This window comes from Pseudooceanicola sp. HF7, from assembly GCF_011806405.1.
Taxonomy (GTDB): Bacteria; Pseudomonadota; Alphaproteobacteria; order Rhodobacterales; family Rhodobacteraceae; genus Pseudooceanicola.
In genome coordinates this window covers 60,934-77,459 of sequence record NZ_JAATOW010000015.1, presented here as the reverse complement: position 1 = coordinate 77,459, position 16,526 = coordinate 60,934, and the positions used below count along the sequence as shown (strand labels likewise).

The window sequence follows — 16,526 nt, the reverse complement described above, 5'->3', positions numbered from 1 at the left end:
GACCAGCGCCCGCAGCACGGATCAGAGATCCGAAGAGGGTTGGACCCCCTCAAGCTTCGCCGCCATCGCTTCGAAGCGGTTTGCCAGTATCTCGGACTGCACGGCGTTCATCAGTTCATAGACGCGCTGCATGGCGGGATCTTCCAGGGCATCCGCATAAGCCGCGAGGTCTTCGTTGGAGAAATCCTTGTAGGTGAGCGCAGCGCTCGCCAGGGAATCCATGCGCCCGGCCTCACGCGCTGCCTTCGACTGGTCAAGAAGGCGATTGTAGAGCTCTTCATCGTCGACCCGGAATTCGATCACGCCAGCGTCACGCGCCGCACGCAGGAAGCGAAACTGCACCTCGGCCATGACGTCGCCAGCCCCGTCAGAGGTATCGGCGGCCCGGTTCAGACGATCGAGGATCGCGATACGTTCATTCGCACCACTGTCCAGAAGCTGTTCCAGCTCGGCAGAGGCATCTGCCATGCGGTCCGCCCGAGAAGACATGTGCGACATGTTCTCGACCTCGACCAGACGCTGACCAAGGTCACTGCTGTAGAAGTCGTCGGCGAATTTCAGATCGTCTTCGGCAATTGCATTCTGAATGATCTCAAGACCCATGTTCTGGATCACGGTGACGTCGAAGACGCTGTCGGTCAGGACGTTCCAGGTGGTGGCGAAATCGGTGTCCTGCATGCCCAGCATGATCGGCCCGCTTTCCGCGGAAAGCTTGATGCTTTCCAGCGCGACATCGAACCCCGTGACCTCAAGGAAGTCGGCGACCTCCTCTCTTGTCGCGGCCTTGAGCGGGAGGACGGAGACCAGAAGGATGACAAACGCGCAAAGCGTCAGCCAAAGCCGGGCGCTGATCTGCGACACCCCGGACCTGGGGTCTGTCTGTGCAATGGACCCTGCCCGGCGGGACCGGGCCGCGTTGCTGTCGGAAAGGCTGCCTCTTTGGAGGTTCATGGCCACGCTCCTGTCTTTGATGCCTCGTTGCCTGGCGGCGCCTCGAACGCGTACTCTGTCCGACGGTCACTCATCGCCTGCAAAATCAAGCTTAGGCCATTTCGATGCCCCGGCAATGAAAAAGCCCCCTTGCGCCCCCTCACAATCGTGTTTAAACGGCGCCCCACGATCCCCGCGGAGAGGTGCCGGAGTGGTCGAACGGGGCGGTCTCGAAAACCGTTGAGCCTTTACGGGTTCCCAGGGTTCGAATCCCTGTCTCTCCGCCACTATCGCTTGGTTTCCTTGGGATATCAGGCTTTAGGATTCGGCCAACCTTCATTCCAATCAGCTTGAGCATTCTGCAGTGGCCTAGCGCAAAAGCTGTGCTGGCGGAGTTTTGCGAACAGCGGGCGCTTTCAGAGCTGGCCTCTCTCGGTCGCCCCCTCCCTAGGACAGCGGTTCGCCGGAGGGGAAGCAGCCCCACATCTGGGATACCCCCTCTTTCACTTCTTCCGCTGCCTTGTCGATCGCCGTTTCCACCAGAACTTCGGGATGGGCGATGATCTCTTCAATGCCGCTTGTCGCGGCGTTCACCCTTGCGCTCATCGCGTCGAGCCGGTCACTGACATTCTCCAGCGCCTGCGAGCTCAACTCCTGACCGCCTTCGCGCAGCTCCCCAAGATCGGACCGAAGCGCGGCGATCTCACGGGTCATGCCCTGGATCTCAGTGCTCATGCCCCGGACCTCTTCCTTGACCGGCTCAAGAGAGATCAGGCTGGCGGCGAAATCCTTGGTGATGGAGTGCACCCGGTCGGTCAGCCGCAAACCCAGGTAAAGGCACAGGATCACCAGGATGAGCGTGGCGTTCACCAGCGCCAGGACAAGGTTCCAGATTGTTCTGCCAAGGCTTCGCTCTTGCATCGGATTGACCCTTTCCGGTTGAATCGCGACGATCCTATCAGCGCGGCGACATCCGGCAACGCCGCAATCCCCACCCTCCGGACAAAGGCGCTCGTCGGGCTGAACTGGCCACTTCAGAGGCTAAACCAGGCCGCTGTCAGGCTTCCCCAGTGCGGCGGCCTGTTGTGGATCCTTGCAACCACTGCATGACGGCTTTCCCGAATCGGATGTGGTATGCCGCGCCGCAGCAGACTATCTGGTGGCTCAAGACAACGAACCTACCAACCCGGAGAAAAACAATGGCTGTACTCAGCACCAACGCACCGACCTCCAGCATCCGCGCTTCCGTCGCTGCCTTCTTCACGTCCTTTGCCCGTGCAATCGAATCCCAACGCGCACACGCTGCCCTGAACGCCCTGTCCGACCGCGAACTGGCCGACATCGGCATGACCCGCGGCGACATCCCTGCCCGCGTTGCCGAAGTTCTGAACAGGAACTGATTGCGCTTCGGCCCACGGCCGAAATCGCACCGCCGCCTGCACAAGGTGGCCTCCGCCCGCCCCAAATGAACGGGACAGGCAAGATCAGGGAACAGGCTGAAACGCGTTTCCCTCAGGTGACCCGGAGAGGTTGGCGACACATTCGCCCTAGCCCTCTTCCGCGATGCACCGAAATCCAGGACAGACATACTCCGCGGATCTTCATGGACATGCTCCATGCCGATCCTGCGGCTGTCCCTGCCTCCAACCCCGCCGCAACCTTGCATTCGCACTCGTTTCATAATTTGGACCGAGGCGAAGTCGCTGCGCGTGGGGTCAAGTCTTGCTCGCTCCAGGGCGTTTGGCCCTAGCCACGGACCGGCCCGTGATCGGACCGGCCAGAAACTCACTATCGCTCTCGCCCAACTCTCATTCCCCCGCAGCGACGGGGATACGCCTCGGCTTGGATTGGCCGCCATTCAGGGCGCACCAGGCCTCGTACTGGGACATGAAGACCCGGCCGTTCAACTCTGCCAGGAAGTGCGTTTCCCTCAGGCGATCCATGACCGGGCCTTTCACCTCTGACAGATGCAGGCCGATGCCAAGCTCTTGGAGTTGATGATTGAGCGCCTCCAGGCTTTCAAGCGCAGAGAAATCCACTTCGTTCACCGCGGAGAACATCAGGATCACGTCGCGGATCTTCTGGTTCTCGCCAAGCCGCGCGCGGACCTGGTCCTCCAGCAGGCTGGCGTTGACGAAATAGAGGCTCTCATCCACGCGCAGCGTCAGCAGCTCATCACATGTCTCCACGTCGTGGCGCAGGATGTTGCGGAAGTGCTGCGTGCCCGGCATCAGCCCGACCTCTGCCACGTGGGGCTTGGAAGTCTTGTAGAGGTGCAGCGCGATGGACAGGATCACCCCCGCGCCAACGCCGGCTTCGACACCCAGGCCAAGCGTCAACAAAATCGTCGTGACCACGGCTGCGAAGTCCGCCTTCGAGTATTTCCAGGTCCGGCGCAGGATTGAAAAATCCACCAGGCTCAGCACCGCCACGATTATCGTTGCCGCAAGCGTGGCCTTTGGCAGGTCATGGATCAGCGGCGTCAACATCGTGGCGGCGATCGCCAGACCGACGGCGGTGAAAGCCCCGGCAGCGGGTGTCTCGGCCCCGGCATCCGCATTCACCACGGAACGGGAGAAACCGCCGGTAACGGGAAACCCCCCCGTGAAGGCCGCGCCAAGGTTGGCCGCCCCCAGGCCGATCAGCTCCTGATCCGGATCAATCCGCTGCCGCTTCTTCGCCGCGAGCGTCTGCGCGACGGAAACGGATTCCACGAAGCCGATGATGGAGATCATGATCGCCGGTACCAGCAGCTCCTGCATCAGGGCCGGAGAGAAATCAGGCAAGCTCAGGGGCGGCAGGCTTTGCGGCACCTGCCCCACGATGGCAACGCCCTGCGCACCCAGCCCCATGCCCCAAACCGCGACGGTCGAGGCAACAACAGCCAGCACCGGACCGGCCTTTGTTGCCACATTGGCCGCACCCTGGCTCAGGCCCAGCTTGCGCAGCGCGGGCTTCATGCCCCTGCGCACCCAGAACAGGAACGCCAGGCCCGCCGCCCCGATGAGGACCGTGGGCAGGTTCACCTCTGCCAGATGCACGTAAAGCGCATGCAGGATCTCGATCAGCGTGTCACCACCGGCCTGCACGCCAAGGATGTGCTTCATCTGCCCCGCGGCGATTAGGATGCCGGAGGCGGTGATGAAGCCGGCGATAACCGGGTGGCTGAGGAAGTTGGCCAGGAACCCCAGGCGCAGCAGACCGAGCCCCAGCAGGAAGACACCTGAGAGGAAGGCCAGCGTCAGCGCCGCCACGGCGTAACCCGCCGTCCCCTGCGCCGCCACCTGCCCAAGGGCCGAGGCCGTCAGCAGAGAGACCACCGCGACCGGGCCAACCGCCAAGGCGCCGGAGGTGCCGAAGATCGCGTAAAGGACGATCGGCAGGATCGAGGCATAAAGCCCGGCCTCAGGTGGCAGGCCCGCAAGAAGGGCATAGGCCAGCGATTGCGGGATCAGCATGATCGTCACGATCAGGGCCGCGATCATGTCATTCCTGAAAGTGGCACGATCATAACGACGGCCCCAGTCAAGGATGGGCATGTATCTGCTGAGAGAGCGGGACATGGGAAGCGCCTTTGTCGTCAGGCCTGGCTTTGCGGATCAGGTCGACGTCCCCGCCCGGGGCCTGTTGCCGGGACAGCGTGGCCTGCGTGCCGCGCGGAGACGTCTGGCCTGCGCCGGCAGGGACAGTCCGGCACAGGAAGGTAAGTGTCAGAGACCGTTCAGCGGCACCTTCAGGTAACGCTTGCCGTCCTCTTCCTCTTTCGGCAACTCGCCCCCCTTCATGTTCACCTGAAGGGAGGGGATGATCAGCTTGGGCATGTCCAGCGTCGCATCGCGCTCGGTCCGGAACTTCACGAAGTCTTCCCGGGAGGTGCCATTTCCGACGTGGATGTTATGCGCCTTCTCCTCGCCCACGGTGGTTTCCCATTCGATATCGCGGCCGTTGGGACCGTAGTCATGGCACATGAAGAGACGCGTCTCATCCGGCAGGGTCAGCACCTTCTGGATCGAGTCGTAGAGAACCCCGGCATCCCCACCGGGGAAATCCGCGCGGGCAGAGCCACCGTCCGGCATGAACAGCGTGTCCCCCACGAAGGCCGCATCGCCCACGACATGGGTCATGCAGGCCGGCGTATGACCGGGGGTATGGATGGCGAAGGCCTCCATGTTGCCGATCTTGTAGGTATCGCCGTCATCAAAGAGGCAATCGAACTGCGAGCCGTCCCGCTGGAACTCGGTGCCTTCGTTGAAGACCTTGCCGAAAGTGTCCTGGACCACGGTGATGTTGCGCCCGATGCCAAGCTTGCCGCCCAGCTTCTTCTGGATGTAGGGCGCGGCAGACAGGTGATCGGCGTGGACGTGGGTCTCGATCAGCCATTCCAGCTTGAGGCCCTTTTCCTGCACGAAGGCGATCATCTTGTCCGCGTGCTTGTAGCTGATGCGGCCAGCGGCATAGTCGATATCCATGACGCTGTCGACGATGGCACAGGCGTCAGAGGTCGGGTCCTGCACGACGTAGCTGATGGTATTGGTCTCCGGATCGAAGAAGCCGGTGACCTCTGGGTGGATCTCGGAGTGTGTCGGATAAGCAGCCATTTCGAAGCTCCTTCAGGATTGCGCCGTGCTGGCGCGTGACATGGAAATGCGGCGGGGAAGACGGGCAAGCCACATGCCCCCCAGCAGCGCACTTACGAAAAGAAAGACCTGCGGCTCAAGCGTGCCAAGGGCCGGCAGCGCGCCGCCCGGACAGAAGCCCGCGATACCCCAGCCAATGCCGAAGACCGCAGACCCGCCGATCAGGCGCAGGTCGATGGTGGTAGAGGTGGGCAGCTCGAACCGGCCGGCCAGCGCCGGGCGCACGTGCTTGAAGACAAGCCGATAGCCCGGATAGGCCACAGCCAGCGCGCCGCCCATCACGAAGGCCAGGGAGGGATCCCAGCTTCCGGCGAGGTCGAAGAAGTTGATCACCTTGGCCGGGTTGATCATCCCGGAGATCGAGATGCCAAGACCGAAGACCAGGCCCACGAGGTAGAGAGAGACATACTTTTTCATGGTTCAAAGCCCCAGCAGATGACGGACGACAAAGACCGTGATGAAGGTGGAGACCATAAAGCTCATGGTCGCCAGGAAGGATCGGCGGGACAACCGCGCCATTCCGCAGACGCCATGGCCCGAGGTGCAGCCGGCCCCGTAGGTCACGCCCACGCCCACCAGAAGTCCGCCGATGATCAGCATCGGCCAGGAGGCCGTCACCGTGACATCGGGCAGCCCGCCGGTAAATAGGCGATAGACCAGCGGGCCGGTGACCATCCCGGCCAGCAGCGCCCAACGCCAGCCCTTGTCACCCGAGCCGCGCTCCAGCACGGCACCGGCCAGGATCCCCGTGGCCCCGAAGACGCGCCCGTAAAGCGCCATCAGCAGGACCGCCGCCAACCCGATGAGAAGCCCGCCACCAAGGGATTGAAGCGGGGTGAAAGACGTCAGTTCCATCAGCGCACCCCAAAGGTCTTGATGCCGAAAGGTCGATAAAGCGGGCAGACACCGATCAGCGCCGTCACGCCGAAGATGAGTGCCACGACGATGGTCCCCCAGAAAAGCAAAGCGGAGCTCAGCAGGGGTGTACCGAGGGCAAGCACCAGCAGGACAACGGCTAGCGCAGCGCGCAGCAACCTGTCCACAAGGCCCATATTCCTGTTCATGAGAATCTCCTGTTCATTCATTTGACAGGATCTTTGCCATGCCACATTCGCAAAGCTCGGTGACTTCGTCACATAGCCCGGGAATTTGACCAAAATATATTAAAAAAAATGAATGCGACGCCGATTTTCCAGCTGACCGGACCCAAATAGGTACGCCCTCAGCGGTCGCCGGAGGCCCTGACCATCCGATCCAGCGCCTCGCGCTCGACCAGGCGAATCTCTCCGCGCGCCTGCTCCACCCAGCCGCGCCGCTGGAATTCGGCCAGCGTGCGGGAAATCACCTCTCTGGCCGTGCCAAGTTCCGTGCCAAGGACCTGGTGGGTGGCGTGGACGACGCCCTCGTCATCCGCCAGCTCCAGGAGGCGTGACGCCAAACGCACGTCGAGCCGCCGGAAGACGATATCGTCGATCAGCGTGAAGAGGTCCGTGATCCGGCGGGAATAGGCCTTGAAGATGAACTCCCGGAACATCGGCGATTGGGAAACCAGCATGTCGAAGGTTACGCGCGGAATGGCCACGGCCTGCACCTCTGTCTCGGCCACGCCATCGGCAGCGTAATCCTCGAAGGCCAGCATGCAGGCGGTCGAGAGCACGCAGCTGTCCCCCGCATGAACCCGGTAGAGGAACACCTCTCTGCCGGTATCGGACTTCTGCTGCACCCGGACCGTGCCTTCCAGCAGCAGAAGCAGATCGCCCGAGGCCTCGCCGGGCGCAAAAATCTGCTGCCCCTGCGGGAAGGTCACGATGCGACTGCCCGCTTCCAGTTCGGCCCGCAGGTCGGAGGGCAGCTTTTGCAGCCCTTCGAACTTGTTCAGCCAGCTTGCATGTCGGGTGTCCATCTTGGCGGCTCTCCTGTCTTCATCCCCGAAGATAAGGCGCATCGCCCCAGGATACCATCACCCCGTCGCATCTGCAGCTTCCGGCGCCTGTCGCACGGCATTGGTGATCCGCATCCCATCCGCCACATTGAACAGGTGCAGCGCCTCTGGCGCGATTTGCAGGGCCATCTCCGGACCGACCTCTGCCTGCAGGGGGCTCTGGATGATCAGGCGCTGCCCCTCGACGCTTCCGTGAAGCAGCCGCATCCCGCCCAGTTCCTCGACGAACTCAAGGCGGAAGGCCCCGCCCGGCTGAACCCTGGCATGCACATCCTCAGGCCGGAGCCCGGCGATAACCGGCCCCTGCGCCGCGACACCCTGAAGGATCTGCACATCCCCGACATGCAGCGCTCCGCCATCGACATGGGCATCCAGCAGGTTCATCGCAGGTGCCCCCAGGAACCCTGCCACGAAGACAGAGGCTGGACGACGATAGAGGTCAAGCGGCTTGCCGACCTGTTCGATCCGCCCGCCGTTCAGCACCACCAGCTTGTCCGCAAGCGTCATCGCCTCAAGCTGGTCATGGGTCACGTAGACCGAGGTCGTCGCCAGACGCCGATGCAGGTGCTTGATCTCTCCACGCATGTGCAGGCGCAGCTTGGCGTCCAGGTTCGAGAGCGGTTCATCGAAGAGAAAGGCCGCCGGGTCACGCACGATGGCGCGACCCATGGCAACCCGCTGGCGTTGCCCGCCCGACAGCGCGCGTGGCTTGCGATCAAGGTAGTCAGTGATCTGGAGGATCCGCGCGGTGTCGTCGATGCGCCGCGTGATCTCTTCCTTGGGCATCTTGCGATTCTTCAACCCGTAGGACAGGTTCTGACGGACCGACATATGCGGATAGAGCGCGTAGTTCTGGAAGACCATCGCGATGTCGCGATCCGCAGGCTCCACGTTATTGACCACGCGATCGCCGATCCGGATCTCGCCCTGGCTCACGGTTTCAAGCCCAGCGATCATCCGCAGCAAGGTCGACTTCCCGCAACCCGACGGACCGACGAAGACGACGAACTCGCCCTCTGCGATCTCAAGGTCCACGCCTTTGACGGCCTCGACGCCACCGGGATAGATTTTCTTCACGCCGGACAGGGTGATCTGTGCCATGTTATTTCTCCTGTTCCACGAGACCCTTGACGAAGAGCCTCTGCATCCCAACGACCACCAGCACGGGTGGCAGCATTGCCAGCACGACCGAGGCCATCACGTAATTCCATTGCGGATCACTGTCCGCGACCGCGACCATCCGCTTGATCCCCATCACCAGCGTGTAGTGATCCGGGTCCGTGGTGATCAGCATCGGCCAGACGTATTGGTTCCAGCCGTAGATGAAGAGAATGACGAAGAGCGCCGCGATATTGGTGCGGCTCAGGGGAAGCACCATGTCGCGGAAGAACTTCATCGGGCTGGCACCGTCGATCCGCGCGGCCTCTGCCAGTTCGTCCGGGATGGTCAGGAAGAACTGGCGAAAAAGGAAGGTGGCCGTCGCCGATGCGATAAGAGGGATCGACAGTCCTGCGTAGCTGTTCAGCATCCCGAGGTCCGCGACCACCTTGAAGGTCGGCACGATGCGGACCTCCACCGGCAGCATCAGCGTGATGAAGATCAGCCAGAAGGCCGCCACCCGGAAGGGAAAGCGGAAGTAGACGATGGCGAAGGCCGACAGGATGGAGATGGTGATCTTGCCCACGGTGATCGACAGCGCCATGATCAGGGAGTTCTTCATCATCAGCCAGATCGGCGGCGCGCCAGAGGCCGAGACCCCGGAAAACAGGATCTGCCGGTAGGTCTCCCAGCCGGCCTTGCCGGGCAGCATCGGCACGACACCGGACAGGAAGGTGCCCGGCTCATGGGTTGAAGCGACAAAGGCGATCCACACCGGGAAGGCCACGAAAAGGACCCCCAGCACCATCACCAGATGGGCCAGGAAGGTCAGGAAGGGGCGGTTTTCGACCATGAAGGAACCTTCAGTATTGCACGCGGCGTTCGATCCAGCGGAACTGGACGAAGGTCAGCGCCATGACGATGAGCATCAGGATCACGGATTGCGCGGCGGAAGAGCCCAGGTTCAGGCCGATGAACCCATCCTGGTAGACCTTGTAGACCAGGATATTGGTGGCCCGGTTCGGCCCGCCGGCCGTGGTGGCATCGACAATCCCGAAGGTATCGAACATTGTGTAGGTGATATTGACCACCAGCAGGAAGAAGGTGGTGGGCGACAGCAGCGGGAAGACCACGGTGAAGAAGCGCTTCACCGGCCCTGCCCCATCGATCGCCGCAGCCTCGCGCAGAGACATCGGGATGGATTGAAGCCCCGCCACGAAGAACAGGAAGTTGTAGGAGATCTGCTTCCAGCTGGCCGCGACCACCACCAGTGTCATGGCATCGGCGGAGTTCAGGCGGTCGTTCCAGTCATAGCCCACGACCTCGAGGATATAGGTGAAGATCCCGATGGTCGGGTTGAACATGAACCACCACAGGACGCCGGCCACGGCAGGCGCGACGGCATAGGGCCAGATCACCAGGGTGGTGTAGAACTGGTTGGCGCGAATGATCCGGTCAACGGCGAGGGCAAGCAGCAGCGCCAGCCCCATGGAGAGCGCGGCCGTGGCAGTGGAGAAGACCACCGTGACCCGGAAACTCTCCAGGTATTCGGGGTTGTCCAGCAGGCGCGTGTAATTGGCCAGCCCGACGAAGCGGGACGACAGACCAAAGGGGTCCTCGCGCAGGAAGCTCTGGCGGATGGCCTGGGCCGCGGGCCAGATGAAGAAGATCAGCGTGACCGCAAGCTGTGGCGCGATCAGGGCGTAGGGCAGCCAGTGGCTGCGGAAGGTCATGCGTTTGGTCTGCATTTATGAGCCAGTCCGGAAAATGGAACAGGCCCGCGCCAGATGCGCGGGCCTGCCGGTAAGGGGCGGTCTCAGCCGTTGGCGTCGACGAAGTCCTTGATCAGCACGTTGCCGCGGTCGACCAGAGCATCCAGCGCTTCCTGGGCGGTCTTGTCGCCGGCAAGCAGCGCCTGGAACTCCTCGTCGATGACGCCGCGGATCTGCACGTAGTTGCCGAAGCGCAGGCCCTTGGAGTTGACCGTCGGTTCGTTCAGCGTGATCTGCTTGATCGCGACGTCCGCGCCGGGGTTCTGGTCGTAGTAGCCCTGTTCCTGGCTCAGCTCGTAAGCGGCCTGGGTGATCGGCAGGTAGCCGGAGAACTGGTGCCAGTCCGCCTGAACTTCGGCGGAGGACAGGTAGGAGAAGAAGTTCGCGACACCTTCGTATTCCGCGTCCGTCTGACCGCCCAGGACCCACAGGGTCGCGCCACCGATGATCGAGTTCTGCGGCGCGCCTTCGATGTCCTCGTAATAGGGCAGCATGCCCATGCCGACCTCGAATTCGGTATTCGCCATCACGCCTGCGCGCGAGGCGGAGGAGTTCATGTACATGGCGCAGTCACCTGCATAGAAGGCCGGCGCCGCATCGGCACCGCCCCCGGGGCCGCCGTACTTGAAGATGCCGTCCTTTTGCCACTTGGCCAGGTTTTCCCAGTGACGGGCCTGTTCGGGGCCGTTCAGGGTCAGCTCGCTGTCCATGGAGGCAAAGCCGTTTTCCTGCGTGCCGATCTGCAGGTTGTGCCAGGCCGAGAAGTTCTCGAGCTGCGCCCAGGAGATCCAGCCAGAGGTGAAGCCGCAGCTGGCGGCATCGGCATCCAGGATCTGCCGGGAGAAGGCCTCGACCTCGGCCCAGGTCTTGGGTGCGGTCTCGGGATCCAGGCCTGCCGCTTCGAAGGCCGCCTTGTTGTAATAGAGGATCGGCGTGGAGGAGTTGAACGGCATGGAAAGCATGTTGCCGTCGGTATCCGTGTAATAGCCCACGACCGCCGGCAGGAAGGCCTTGGGGTCGAAGTTCGCGCCATGGTCTGCCATCAGCTGGTAAACCGGGTAGGTTGCGCCTTCGGCCGCCATCATGGTGCCGGTGCCCACTTCGAAGACCTGCACGATGTCAGGCTGCTCGCCAGCGCGGAAGGCGGCGATGGCAGAGGTCATCGTCTCGGTGTAGCTGCCCTTGTAGACCGGGGTCACGTTGTACTGGTCCTGGCTGGCGTTGTAGCCTGCCACGATCTCTTCAAGCTTGGCGCCAAGCTCACCGCCCATGGCGTGCCACCAGGTCACTTCGGTCTGGGCATAGGCAGAGGTGGCGGCGCTTGCCAGCAGGCCAGCCATCAGAATGCGTTTCATCGGTTCTCTCTCCAAAGTCCGGAATGCGGATGAGCGGAGCGCTAGAGACGCGCGGCGACAAAAAGTTGTAGGTTTTCAAACAGTTTTGTGACGTTCGCGGATGACGCTTCGTCACTGTCGGTCCACCTGGGAGGAACTTTTGGCAAGAAACCGGGCCAAGCCGGGACGCCCACCGACCTTGATCGCAGCAGCCAGGAGCCTGCGAACCATTCGTCGCAGCCAATCACCGAAGGGACCGTTCGCCCGGCAAGCCTGCGCTACCGGCACATCCGCACGCCCGCCTTTCACCGCTGCATCTTGAGAAGCACTTTGAACTCGTGATCCGGCCTGTCTATCCTTCCCCCGATGCGCATCTGCATGAATGAACCCCAGCCGTCCCGCTGAGGCTGACCGGAGGACCCCGATGAAAAGCGACACCCCTACACTTTCCCGCACGGCGGCACGGATCCTTGTCGATCAGCTGGTGATCCAGGGTGTGGACACGGCTTTCTGCGTGCCCGGCGAAAGCTTCCTTGCCGTGCTGGATGCGCTGGCGGACACCCCGCAGATCCGGCTGATCACGTGCCGCCACGAAGGCGCGGCAACCATGATGGCAGAGGCCTATGGCAAGCTGACCGGACGCCCTGGTGTGGCATTCGTTTCCCGCGGTCCTGGCTCCACCAACGGATCGAGCGGGCTGCATGTGGCCAAGCAGGACAGCACCCCTTTCCTGATGTTCATCGGCCAGAACCCCCAAAATGTCATGGAGCGCGAGGGCTTCCAGGAGATCGACTACCGCCGCATGTTCGGCCAGCTTTCCAAGGCCGTCATCCAGATCGAAGACCCCGCCCGCATGAGCGAGTTCATTACCCGCTCCTTTGCGCTGGCCGTCTCGGGCCGGCCCGGCCCGGTCGTCATCGCCCTGCCCGAAGACATGCTGACCGAAGAAGTCGAAGGGCCGGACGGCGCCTTTGCAGAGCCACCAGAGACTGGTCCCACGCCGTCTGCCCTGGCGCACGTGCGGGACGCACTGCAGGCCGCCGAAAAGCCTCTGGTCCTGCTAGGTGGCAGTGACTGGGCCGCAGAGGACGTGGCCGCACTGCGCAATTGGGCCGAAGCTTCCGGCCTGCCGGTCTGCGCCACCTTCCGCCGCCAGGACCTGCTGGACAACGAGAGCCCCAACTACATGGGAGAGCTCGGCCTTGGTGCGAACCCGAAGCTGGTTGCCAAGGTGAAGGAAGCGGATGTGATCCTGGCCTTGGGCGCCCGGCTGGGGGAAATCGGCACCCTTGGCTACACGATGATGGACATCCCCTGCCCGGCCCAGAAGCTCATTCATGTCTACCCGGATCCGGATGAACTGGGCCATGTCTTCCGCCCTGAGATCGGCGTGGTCAGTCGCCCCGGCGTCTTCGCCTCGCTGCTGGCGGAAGCCGGTCCGCTCGATGGCTCTGGATGGACCGACTGGGTGGCCGAGGGGCGCGCGGCCTTCGAGGCCTGGACGGCCCCGCGCAAGAGCCCCGGTGCGATCCAGATGTGCGAGATCATGGCCTGGATCGATGCCAACGTCCCGGAAGACACGATCTACACAAACGGTGCCGGAAACTTCTCTGTCTGGCTGCACCGTTTCCACCGTTATCGCGCCTACGGCACCCAGGTGGCGCCTGTCGCGGGGGCCATGGGCTACGGATTTCCCGCTGCCCTGGCCTCCAAGCTGGCCCGACCGGAGGCCACCGTTATCTGCGTTGCCGGTGACGGAGACTTCCAGATGACCCTGACGGAGCTCGCGACGGCGGTAGAGAACAACATCAAGGTGCGCGTGCTGATCCTGAACAACGGGATGCTGGGGACGATCCGGATGCACCAGGAACGCGAATACCCCGGCCGCGTCTCTGCGACCAGCATCGGCAACCCGGACTTCGCGGCGCTCGCCATGGCCTATGGCGCCTACGGAGAGAAGGTGGAGACCACGGAGGCCTTTGCCGAAGCGTTCAAGAGAGCCGACGCATTTGACGGGCCCGCCGTTCTTGAAGTGATGATCGACCCGGAGGCGATCTCTCCGGCGTTCAGCCTGTCGGAACTCAGGGAGAGTGCGCTGAAGAAAAAGGGCTAAGCGCCGGACCGTCAAAGGTTGCGACGACAGCCAGGCGTCGCAACCGCTTCCGCCACACCTAGGCCACGAACATCCCGAACTCTCTGGCCCGCGGCCCCTTCAGAAGACGCCCGCGCAGACGGCAGATCGGCTACTTGCCGTCGGTCCGGCTTTCCAGATGATGAAGCATGTGGCGAAGGACCTGCATGCAGGTTTCCAAGTCCTCTGGCGGCAGGTCCTCGATCATGTCCGCCTCGCACTCCAGGGCGATGTGAAGGCATTCGTCATGGACTGCACGGCCCGCGTCGGACAACCACCAACGCTTCTTGCGCGGGTCGGTTTCCTCGGCCTCGAAGGTCAGGTAACCCCAGTCCTGCAACAGCCTGAGCGACCGGCTTGCCGCCGCGTTGTCCATGCGGCTCATGGTGCAGATCTGGTTCGCCGTGATCCCCGGCTCTATCCCGATGGCGGCCAGCACCCGCCACTCCACTATACCAAGGCGCAGATGTTCCCTGTAGATCGCGGCTGTCTTGCGTTGCCAGGCATTGCCCACTGCGTTGAGCAGAAAGGGCACGTAGTTGAACAGGTTGAGAACCGGCCCACCTTCGCCATCCTGAATCGGGCTGGATATCCGCATTTTGTCGATCTGGTTCAATGGCTCCCCCGCTATCTCACCTCGTCTGGACCCCTCTTTCCCAACGGTCCTGAAGCCCAATATGCCACGAAAGCTGATTATTGACAGATAAAACCATCACGCTTGTGACTGCAGAAACCTACCTTTGCAAAGATCACCACCCACAATCAATGGTTGAGGGTCCTTGCGGCCCCTCTTCTTTTTTCAAGGACAGAACGCTGTCGCTCGTGATGTCAGGCGGGTGTAGCGGCCTGCAAACGCGCTTTCGCCATGACCTCTGCCTGGCGCAGGGCAAGCCGCATCGACCCGGCATCGGCAATGCCCATGCCCGCGATATCGAAGGCCGTTCCGTGATCGGGTGAGGTGCGCACGAAGGGCAAGCCAAGCGTGATATTCACCCCTTCTTCCAGCCCGAGGTACTTTACCGGAATGAGGCCCTGGTCGTGATACTGCGCTACGACCACGTCAAAATGTCCCTTCCGCGCCTGCATGAAAACTGTGTCGCCCGGCCAGGGACCAGAGGCGTCGATCCCTTCGGCGCGGGCGGCCTTGATCGCCGGAGAGATGATCTCGATTTCTTCGCGCCCGAACAGCCCGCCCTCGCCCGCATGCGGATTTAACCCCGCCACGGCAACGCGCGGATGCGCAATTCCGAAAGCCCGGCACCCTTCGTGGGCCAGGCGGATCGCCCGCAAGTTCGCATCAAAGTCCGCCAGCTCAACCGCCTTGGAAAGGGCGACATGGATGGTGACAAGCACGGTGCGGATCACGCCATTGGCCAGCATCATCGCCACCTCAACCCCGCCGGCATAATGCGCCAGCATCTCGGTATGGCCCGGGAAAGGCACGCCAGCGGCAGAAAGGGCTTCCTTGTGGATTGGCGCCGTCACCAGTCCGGAGGCTTCCCCCGAGAGGCACAGACCGATACCGGCGCGAATGGCATCAAAGGCGGCTGCCCCGGCCTGCGCAGAGACAACACCATATGTCACAAGGCCCGGCACACCGGTCTCGACAAGGCGCAGATGGGATGCAGAAAGAGGCGCTTCGCCGGGATGCGCGACCACCTGCAATTGGTGATCGGGCGCCACCAGCGCAAGCGCGCGTTCTGCCACCGCCCTTTGGCCAAGCAAGACACAGGGCGGCGCATTGGATGCGATCACGGCTCTGACAGCGATTTCAGGCCCGATACCGGCGGGATCGCCGAGGGAGACGGCAAGCGGTTTGAGGTCTTTGGTCATGGCGCAACAATAGCGTGGCGCCCGGTCGCGAAAAGCGATTCCTCAGCTCTCTTCGGTATTCCCCCGGAACCCGGTCGCGACGACGAATTTCTCCGATGAATCAGAGCGGCTTGAAGGCGGCTTCACATGGGAGACCTTGGTGAACTTCTGCTTCAGCAGTTTCTGAAGCTCACCTTCGGCGCCACCGGCCAGCACTTTCGCCACGAAGGTCCCACCCTCGGACAGCACATCGAAGGCCAGGTAGGCCGCAGCTTCGCAAAGCGCGATGATCCGCAGGTGATCCGTCTGCTTGTGCCCAGAGGAAGACGCCGCCATGTCGCTCATGACCACGTCGGCCTGGCCGCCCAGCCATTCCTTGACCTTCAGATCCGCGTCATCTTCCATGAAATCAAGCTGGTAGACCTCTGCGCCGGGGATCGGATCCACCTCTTGCAGGTCGACGCCGATGATCTGGCCTACGGCCTTGCCGCTTTTCTCTCCAAGAGCGTTGATCCGGGGCACCGCCACCTGGATCCACCCCCCCGGTGCGCAGCCAAGGTCCAACACGCGTGCGCCGGGCACGAGGAAGCGAAACTTGTCGTCCAGCTCCATGATCTTGAAGGCGGCGCGGCCCCGGTAACCTTCGGCCTTGGCGCGCACAACGTAAGGATCGTTCAACTGCCGTTGCAGCCAGCGCGTGGAAGACAAGGTGCGGCCACGCGCGGTCTTCACCTTCACGGTCAGATCGCGCTGACCCCGTCCAGAGGTGTTCTTTCCCGTGGGTTTCTTCGCCATGACCGTCTCTTCATCCTGTCAGATATGCTCACCGGGAGAACGGCCAAAGCCGCGCGAGGGCAGTGCCCCGGACCC

Annotated in this window: 17 protein-coding genes and 1 tRNA gene; 3 read left to right on the top strand and 15 right to left on the bottom strand. The window is 62.6% G+C overall.

Annotated features, from left to right (window positions below; all coding sequences use genetic code 11):
• Positions 1 to 21 precede the first annotated feature (21 nt).
• Positions 22 to 951: a DUF2059 domain-containing protein gene (locus HCZ97_RS10810; RefSeq protein ID WP_167688731.1), complete on the bottom strand. Its 930-nt coding sequence runs from the start codon at positions 949 to 951 to the stop codon at positions 22 to 24.
• Between the two features lie 176 nt (positions 952 to 1,127).
• On the opposite strand from HCZ97_RS10810, the gene HCZ97_RS10805 reads away from it, so the two are divergent.
• Positions 1,128 to 1,217: transfer RNA gene (locus tag HCZ97_RS10805), tRNA-Ser, on the top strand.
• 160 nt (positions 1,218 to 1,377) lie between these two features.
• Here HCZ97_RS10805 and HCZ97_RS10800 read toward each other — a convergent pair.
• Entirely contained in the window at positions 1,378 to 1,851 is a 474-nt protein-coding gene (locus HCZ97_RS10800; RefSeq protein WP_167688730.1) for a hypothetical protein, read from the bottom strand.
• A gap of 278 nt (positions 1,852 to 2,129) precedes the next feature.
• On the opposite strand from HCZ97_RS10800, the gene HCZ97_RS10795 reads away from it, so the two are divergent.
• Positions 2,130 to 2,330 (top strand): DUF1127 domain-containing protein, encoded by a 201-nt coding sequence (locus tag HCZ97_RS10795; protein ID WP_167688729.1) that lies wholly within the window; start codon positions 2,130 to 2,132, stop codon positions 2,328 to 2,330.
• 408 nt (positions 2,331 to 2,738) lie between these two features.
• On the opposite strand, the gene HCZ97_RS10790 is transcribed toward HCZ97_RS10795, so the two are convergent.
• The 10 genes from HCZ97_RS10790 to ugpB all read right to left on the bottom strand — a co-directional run bounded on the left by HCZ97_RS10790 (position 2,739) and on the right by ugpB (position 11,734).
• On the bottom strand, positions 2,739 to 4,493 hold the full coding sequence (locus HCZ97_RS10790; protein ID WP_167688728.1) for a SulP family inorganic anion transporter: 1,755 nt from the start codon (positions 4,491 to 4,493) through the stop codon (positions 2,739 to 2,741).
• Positions 4,494 to 4,640: 147 nt separating this feature from the next.
• Positions 4,641 to 5,528 carry an MBL fold metallo-hydrolase gene (locus HCZ97_RS10785; protein ID WP_167688727.1) on the bottom strand — a complete coding sequence of 296 codons (888 nt, stop codon included), beginning with the start codon at positions 5,526 to 5,528 and terminating at the stop codon, positions 4,641 to 4,643.
• Between the two features lie 12 nt (positions 5,529 to 5,540).
• A complete protein-coding gene (locus HCZ97_RS10780; protein ID WP_167688726.1) occupies positions 5,541 to 5,984 on the bottom strand; it encodes a DUF6691 family protein in 444 nt (147 codons plus the stop codon).
• A 3-nt stretch (positions 5,985 to 5,987) separates the two neighbouring features.
• A complete protein-coding gene (locus HCZ97_RS10775; RefSeq protein ID WP_167688725.1) occupies positions 5,988 to 6,422 on the bottom strand; it encodes a YeeE/YedE family protein in 435 nt (144 codons plus the stop codon).
• Positions 6,422 to 6,631 (bottom strand): DUF2892 domain-containing protein, encoded by a 210-nt coding sequence (locus HCZ97_RS10770; RefSeq protein WP_167688724.1) that lies wholly within the window; start codon positions 6,629 to 6,631, stop codon positions 6,422 to 6,424. The genes HCZ97_RS10775 and HCZ97_RS10770 overlap by 1 nt, the downstream gene beginning before the upstream one ends.
• A gap of 158 nt (positions 6,632 to 6,789) precedes the next feature.
• Positions 6,790 to 7,470 carry a Crp/Fnr family transcriptional regulator gene (locus tag HCZ97_RS10765; protein WP_167688723.1) on the bottom strand — a complete coding sequence of 227 codons (681 nt, stop codon included), beginning with the start codon at positions 7,468 to 7,470 and terminating at the stop codon, positions 6,790 to 6,792.
• Positions 7,471 to 7,527: 57 nt separating this feature from the next.
• The gene (gene ugpC, locus HCZ97_RS10760) at positions 7,528 to 8,610 is read right to left on the bottom strand and encodes a sn-glycerol-3-phosphate ABC transporter ATP-binding protein UgpC (protein ID WP_167688722.1); all 1,083 of its coding nucleotides are present in this window, start codon (positions 8,608 to 8,610) and stop codon (positions 7,528 to 7,530) included.
• A 1-nt stretch (position 8,611) separates the two neighbouring features.
• Positions 8,612 to 9,460 (bottom strand): sn-glycerol-3-phosphate ABC transporter permease UgpE, encoded by an 849-nt coding sequence (ugpE, locus tag HCZ97_RS10755; protein ID WP_167688721.1) that lies wholly within the window; start codon positions 9,458 to 9,460, stop codon positions 8,612 to 8,614.
• Between the two features lie 10 nt (positions 9,461 to 9,470).
• The gene (gene ugpA / locus HCZ97_RS10750; protein ID WP_167688720.1) at positions 9,471 to 10,355 is read right to left on the bottom strand and encodes a sn-glycerol-3-phosphate ABC transporter permease UgpA; all 885 of its coding nucleotides are present in this window, start codon (positions 10,353 to 10,355) and stop codon (positions 9,471 to 9,473) included.
• A 68-nt stretch (positions 10,356 to 10,423) separates the two neighbouring features.
• A complete protein-coding gene (ugpB, locus tag HCZ97_RS10745) occupies positions 10,424 to 11,734 on the bottom strand; it encodes a sn-glycerol-3-phosphate ABC transporter substrate-binding protein UgpB (protein WP_167688719.1) in 1,311 nt (436 codons plus the stop codon).
• A 403-nt stretch (positions 11,735 to 12,137) separates the two neighbouring features.
• Between ugpB and HCZ97_RS10740 the strand changes: the two genes are divergently transcribed.
• The gene (locus HCZ97_RS10740; RefSeq protein ID WP_167688718.1) at positions 12,138 to 13,826 is read left to right on the top strand and encodes a thiamine pyrophosphate-binding protein; all 1,689 of its coding nucleotides are present in this window, start codon (positions 12,138 to 12,140) and stop codon (positions 13,824 to 13,826) included.
• Between the two features lie 130 nt (positions 13,827 to 13,956).
• Here the strand turns inward: HCZ97_RS10740 and HCZ97_RS10735 are convergent, their stop codons facing one another.
• From HCZ97_RS10735 to HCZ97_RS10725, 3 genes are all read right to left on the bottom strand, one after another.
• Complete coding sequence (locus HCZ97_RS10735; RefSeq protein WP_167688749.1) at positions 13,957 to 14,442, bottom strand: MarR family winged helix-turn-helix transcriptional regulator; 486 nt, start codon at positions 14,440 to 14,442, stop codon at positions 13,957 to 13,959.
• A 230-nt stretch (positions 14,443 to 14,672) separates the two neighbouring features.
• Positions 14,673 to 15,677: a 4-hydroxythreonine-4-phosphate dehydrogenase PdxA gene (gene pdxA / locus HCZ97_RS10730; RefSeq protein ID WP_167688717.1), complete on the bottom strand. Its 1,005-nt coding sequence runs from the start codon at positions 15,675 to 15,677 to the stop codon at positions 14,673 to 14,675.
• A 42-nt stretch (positions 15,678 to 15,719) separates the two neighbouring features.
• Complete coding sequence (locus tag HCZ97_RS10725; protein ID WP_167688716.1) at positions 15,720 to 16,451, bottom strand: RlmE family RNA methyltransferase; 732 nt, start codon at positions 16,449 to 16,451, stop codon at positions 15,720 to 15,722.
• Positions 16,452 to 16,526: the final 75 nt, after the last annotated feature.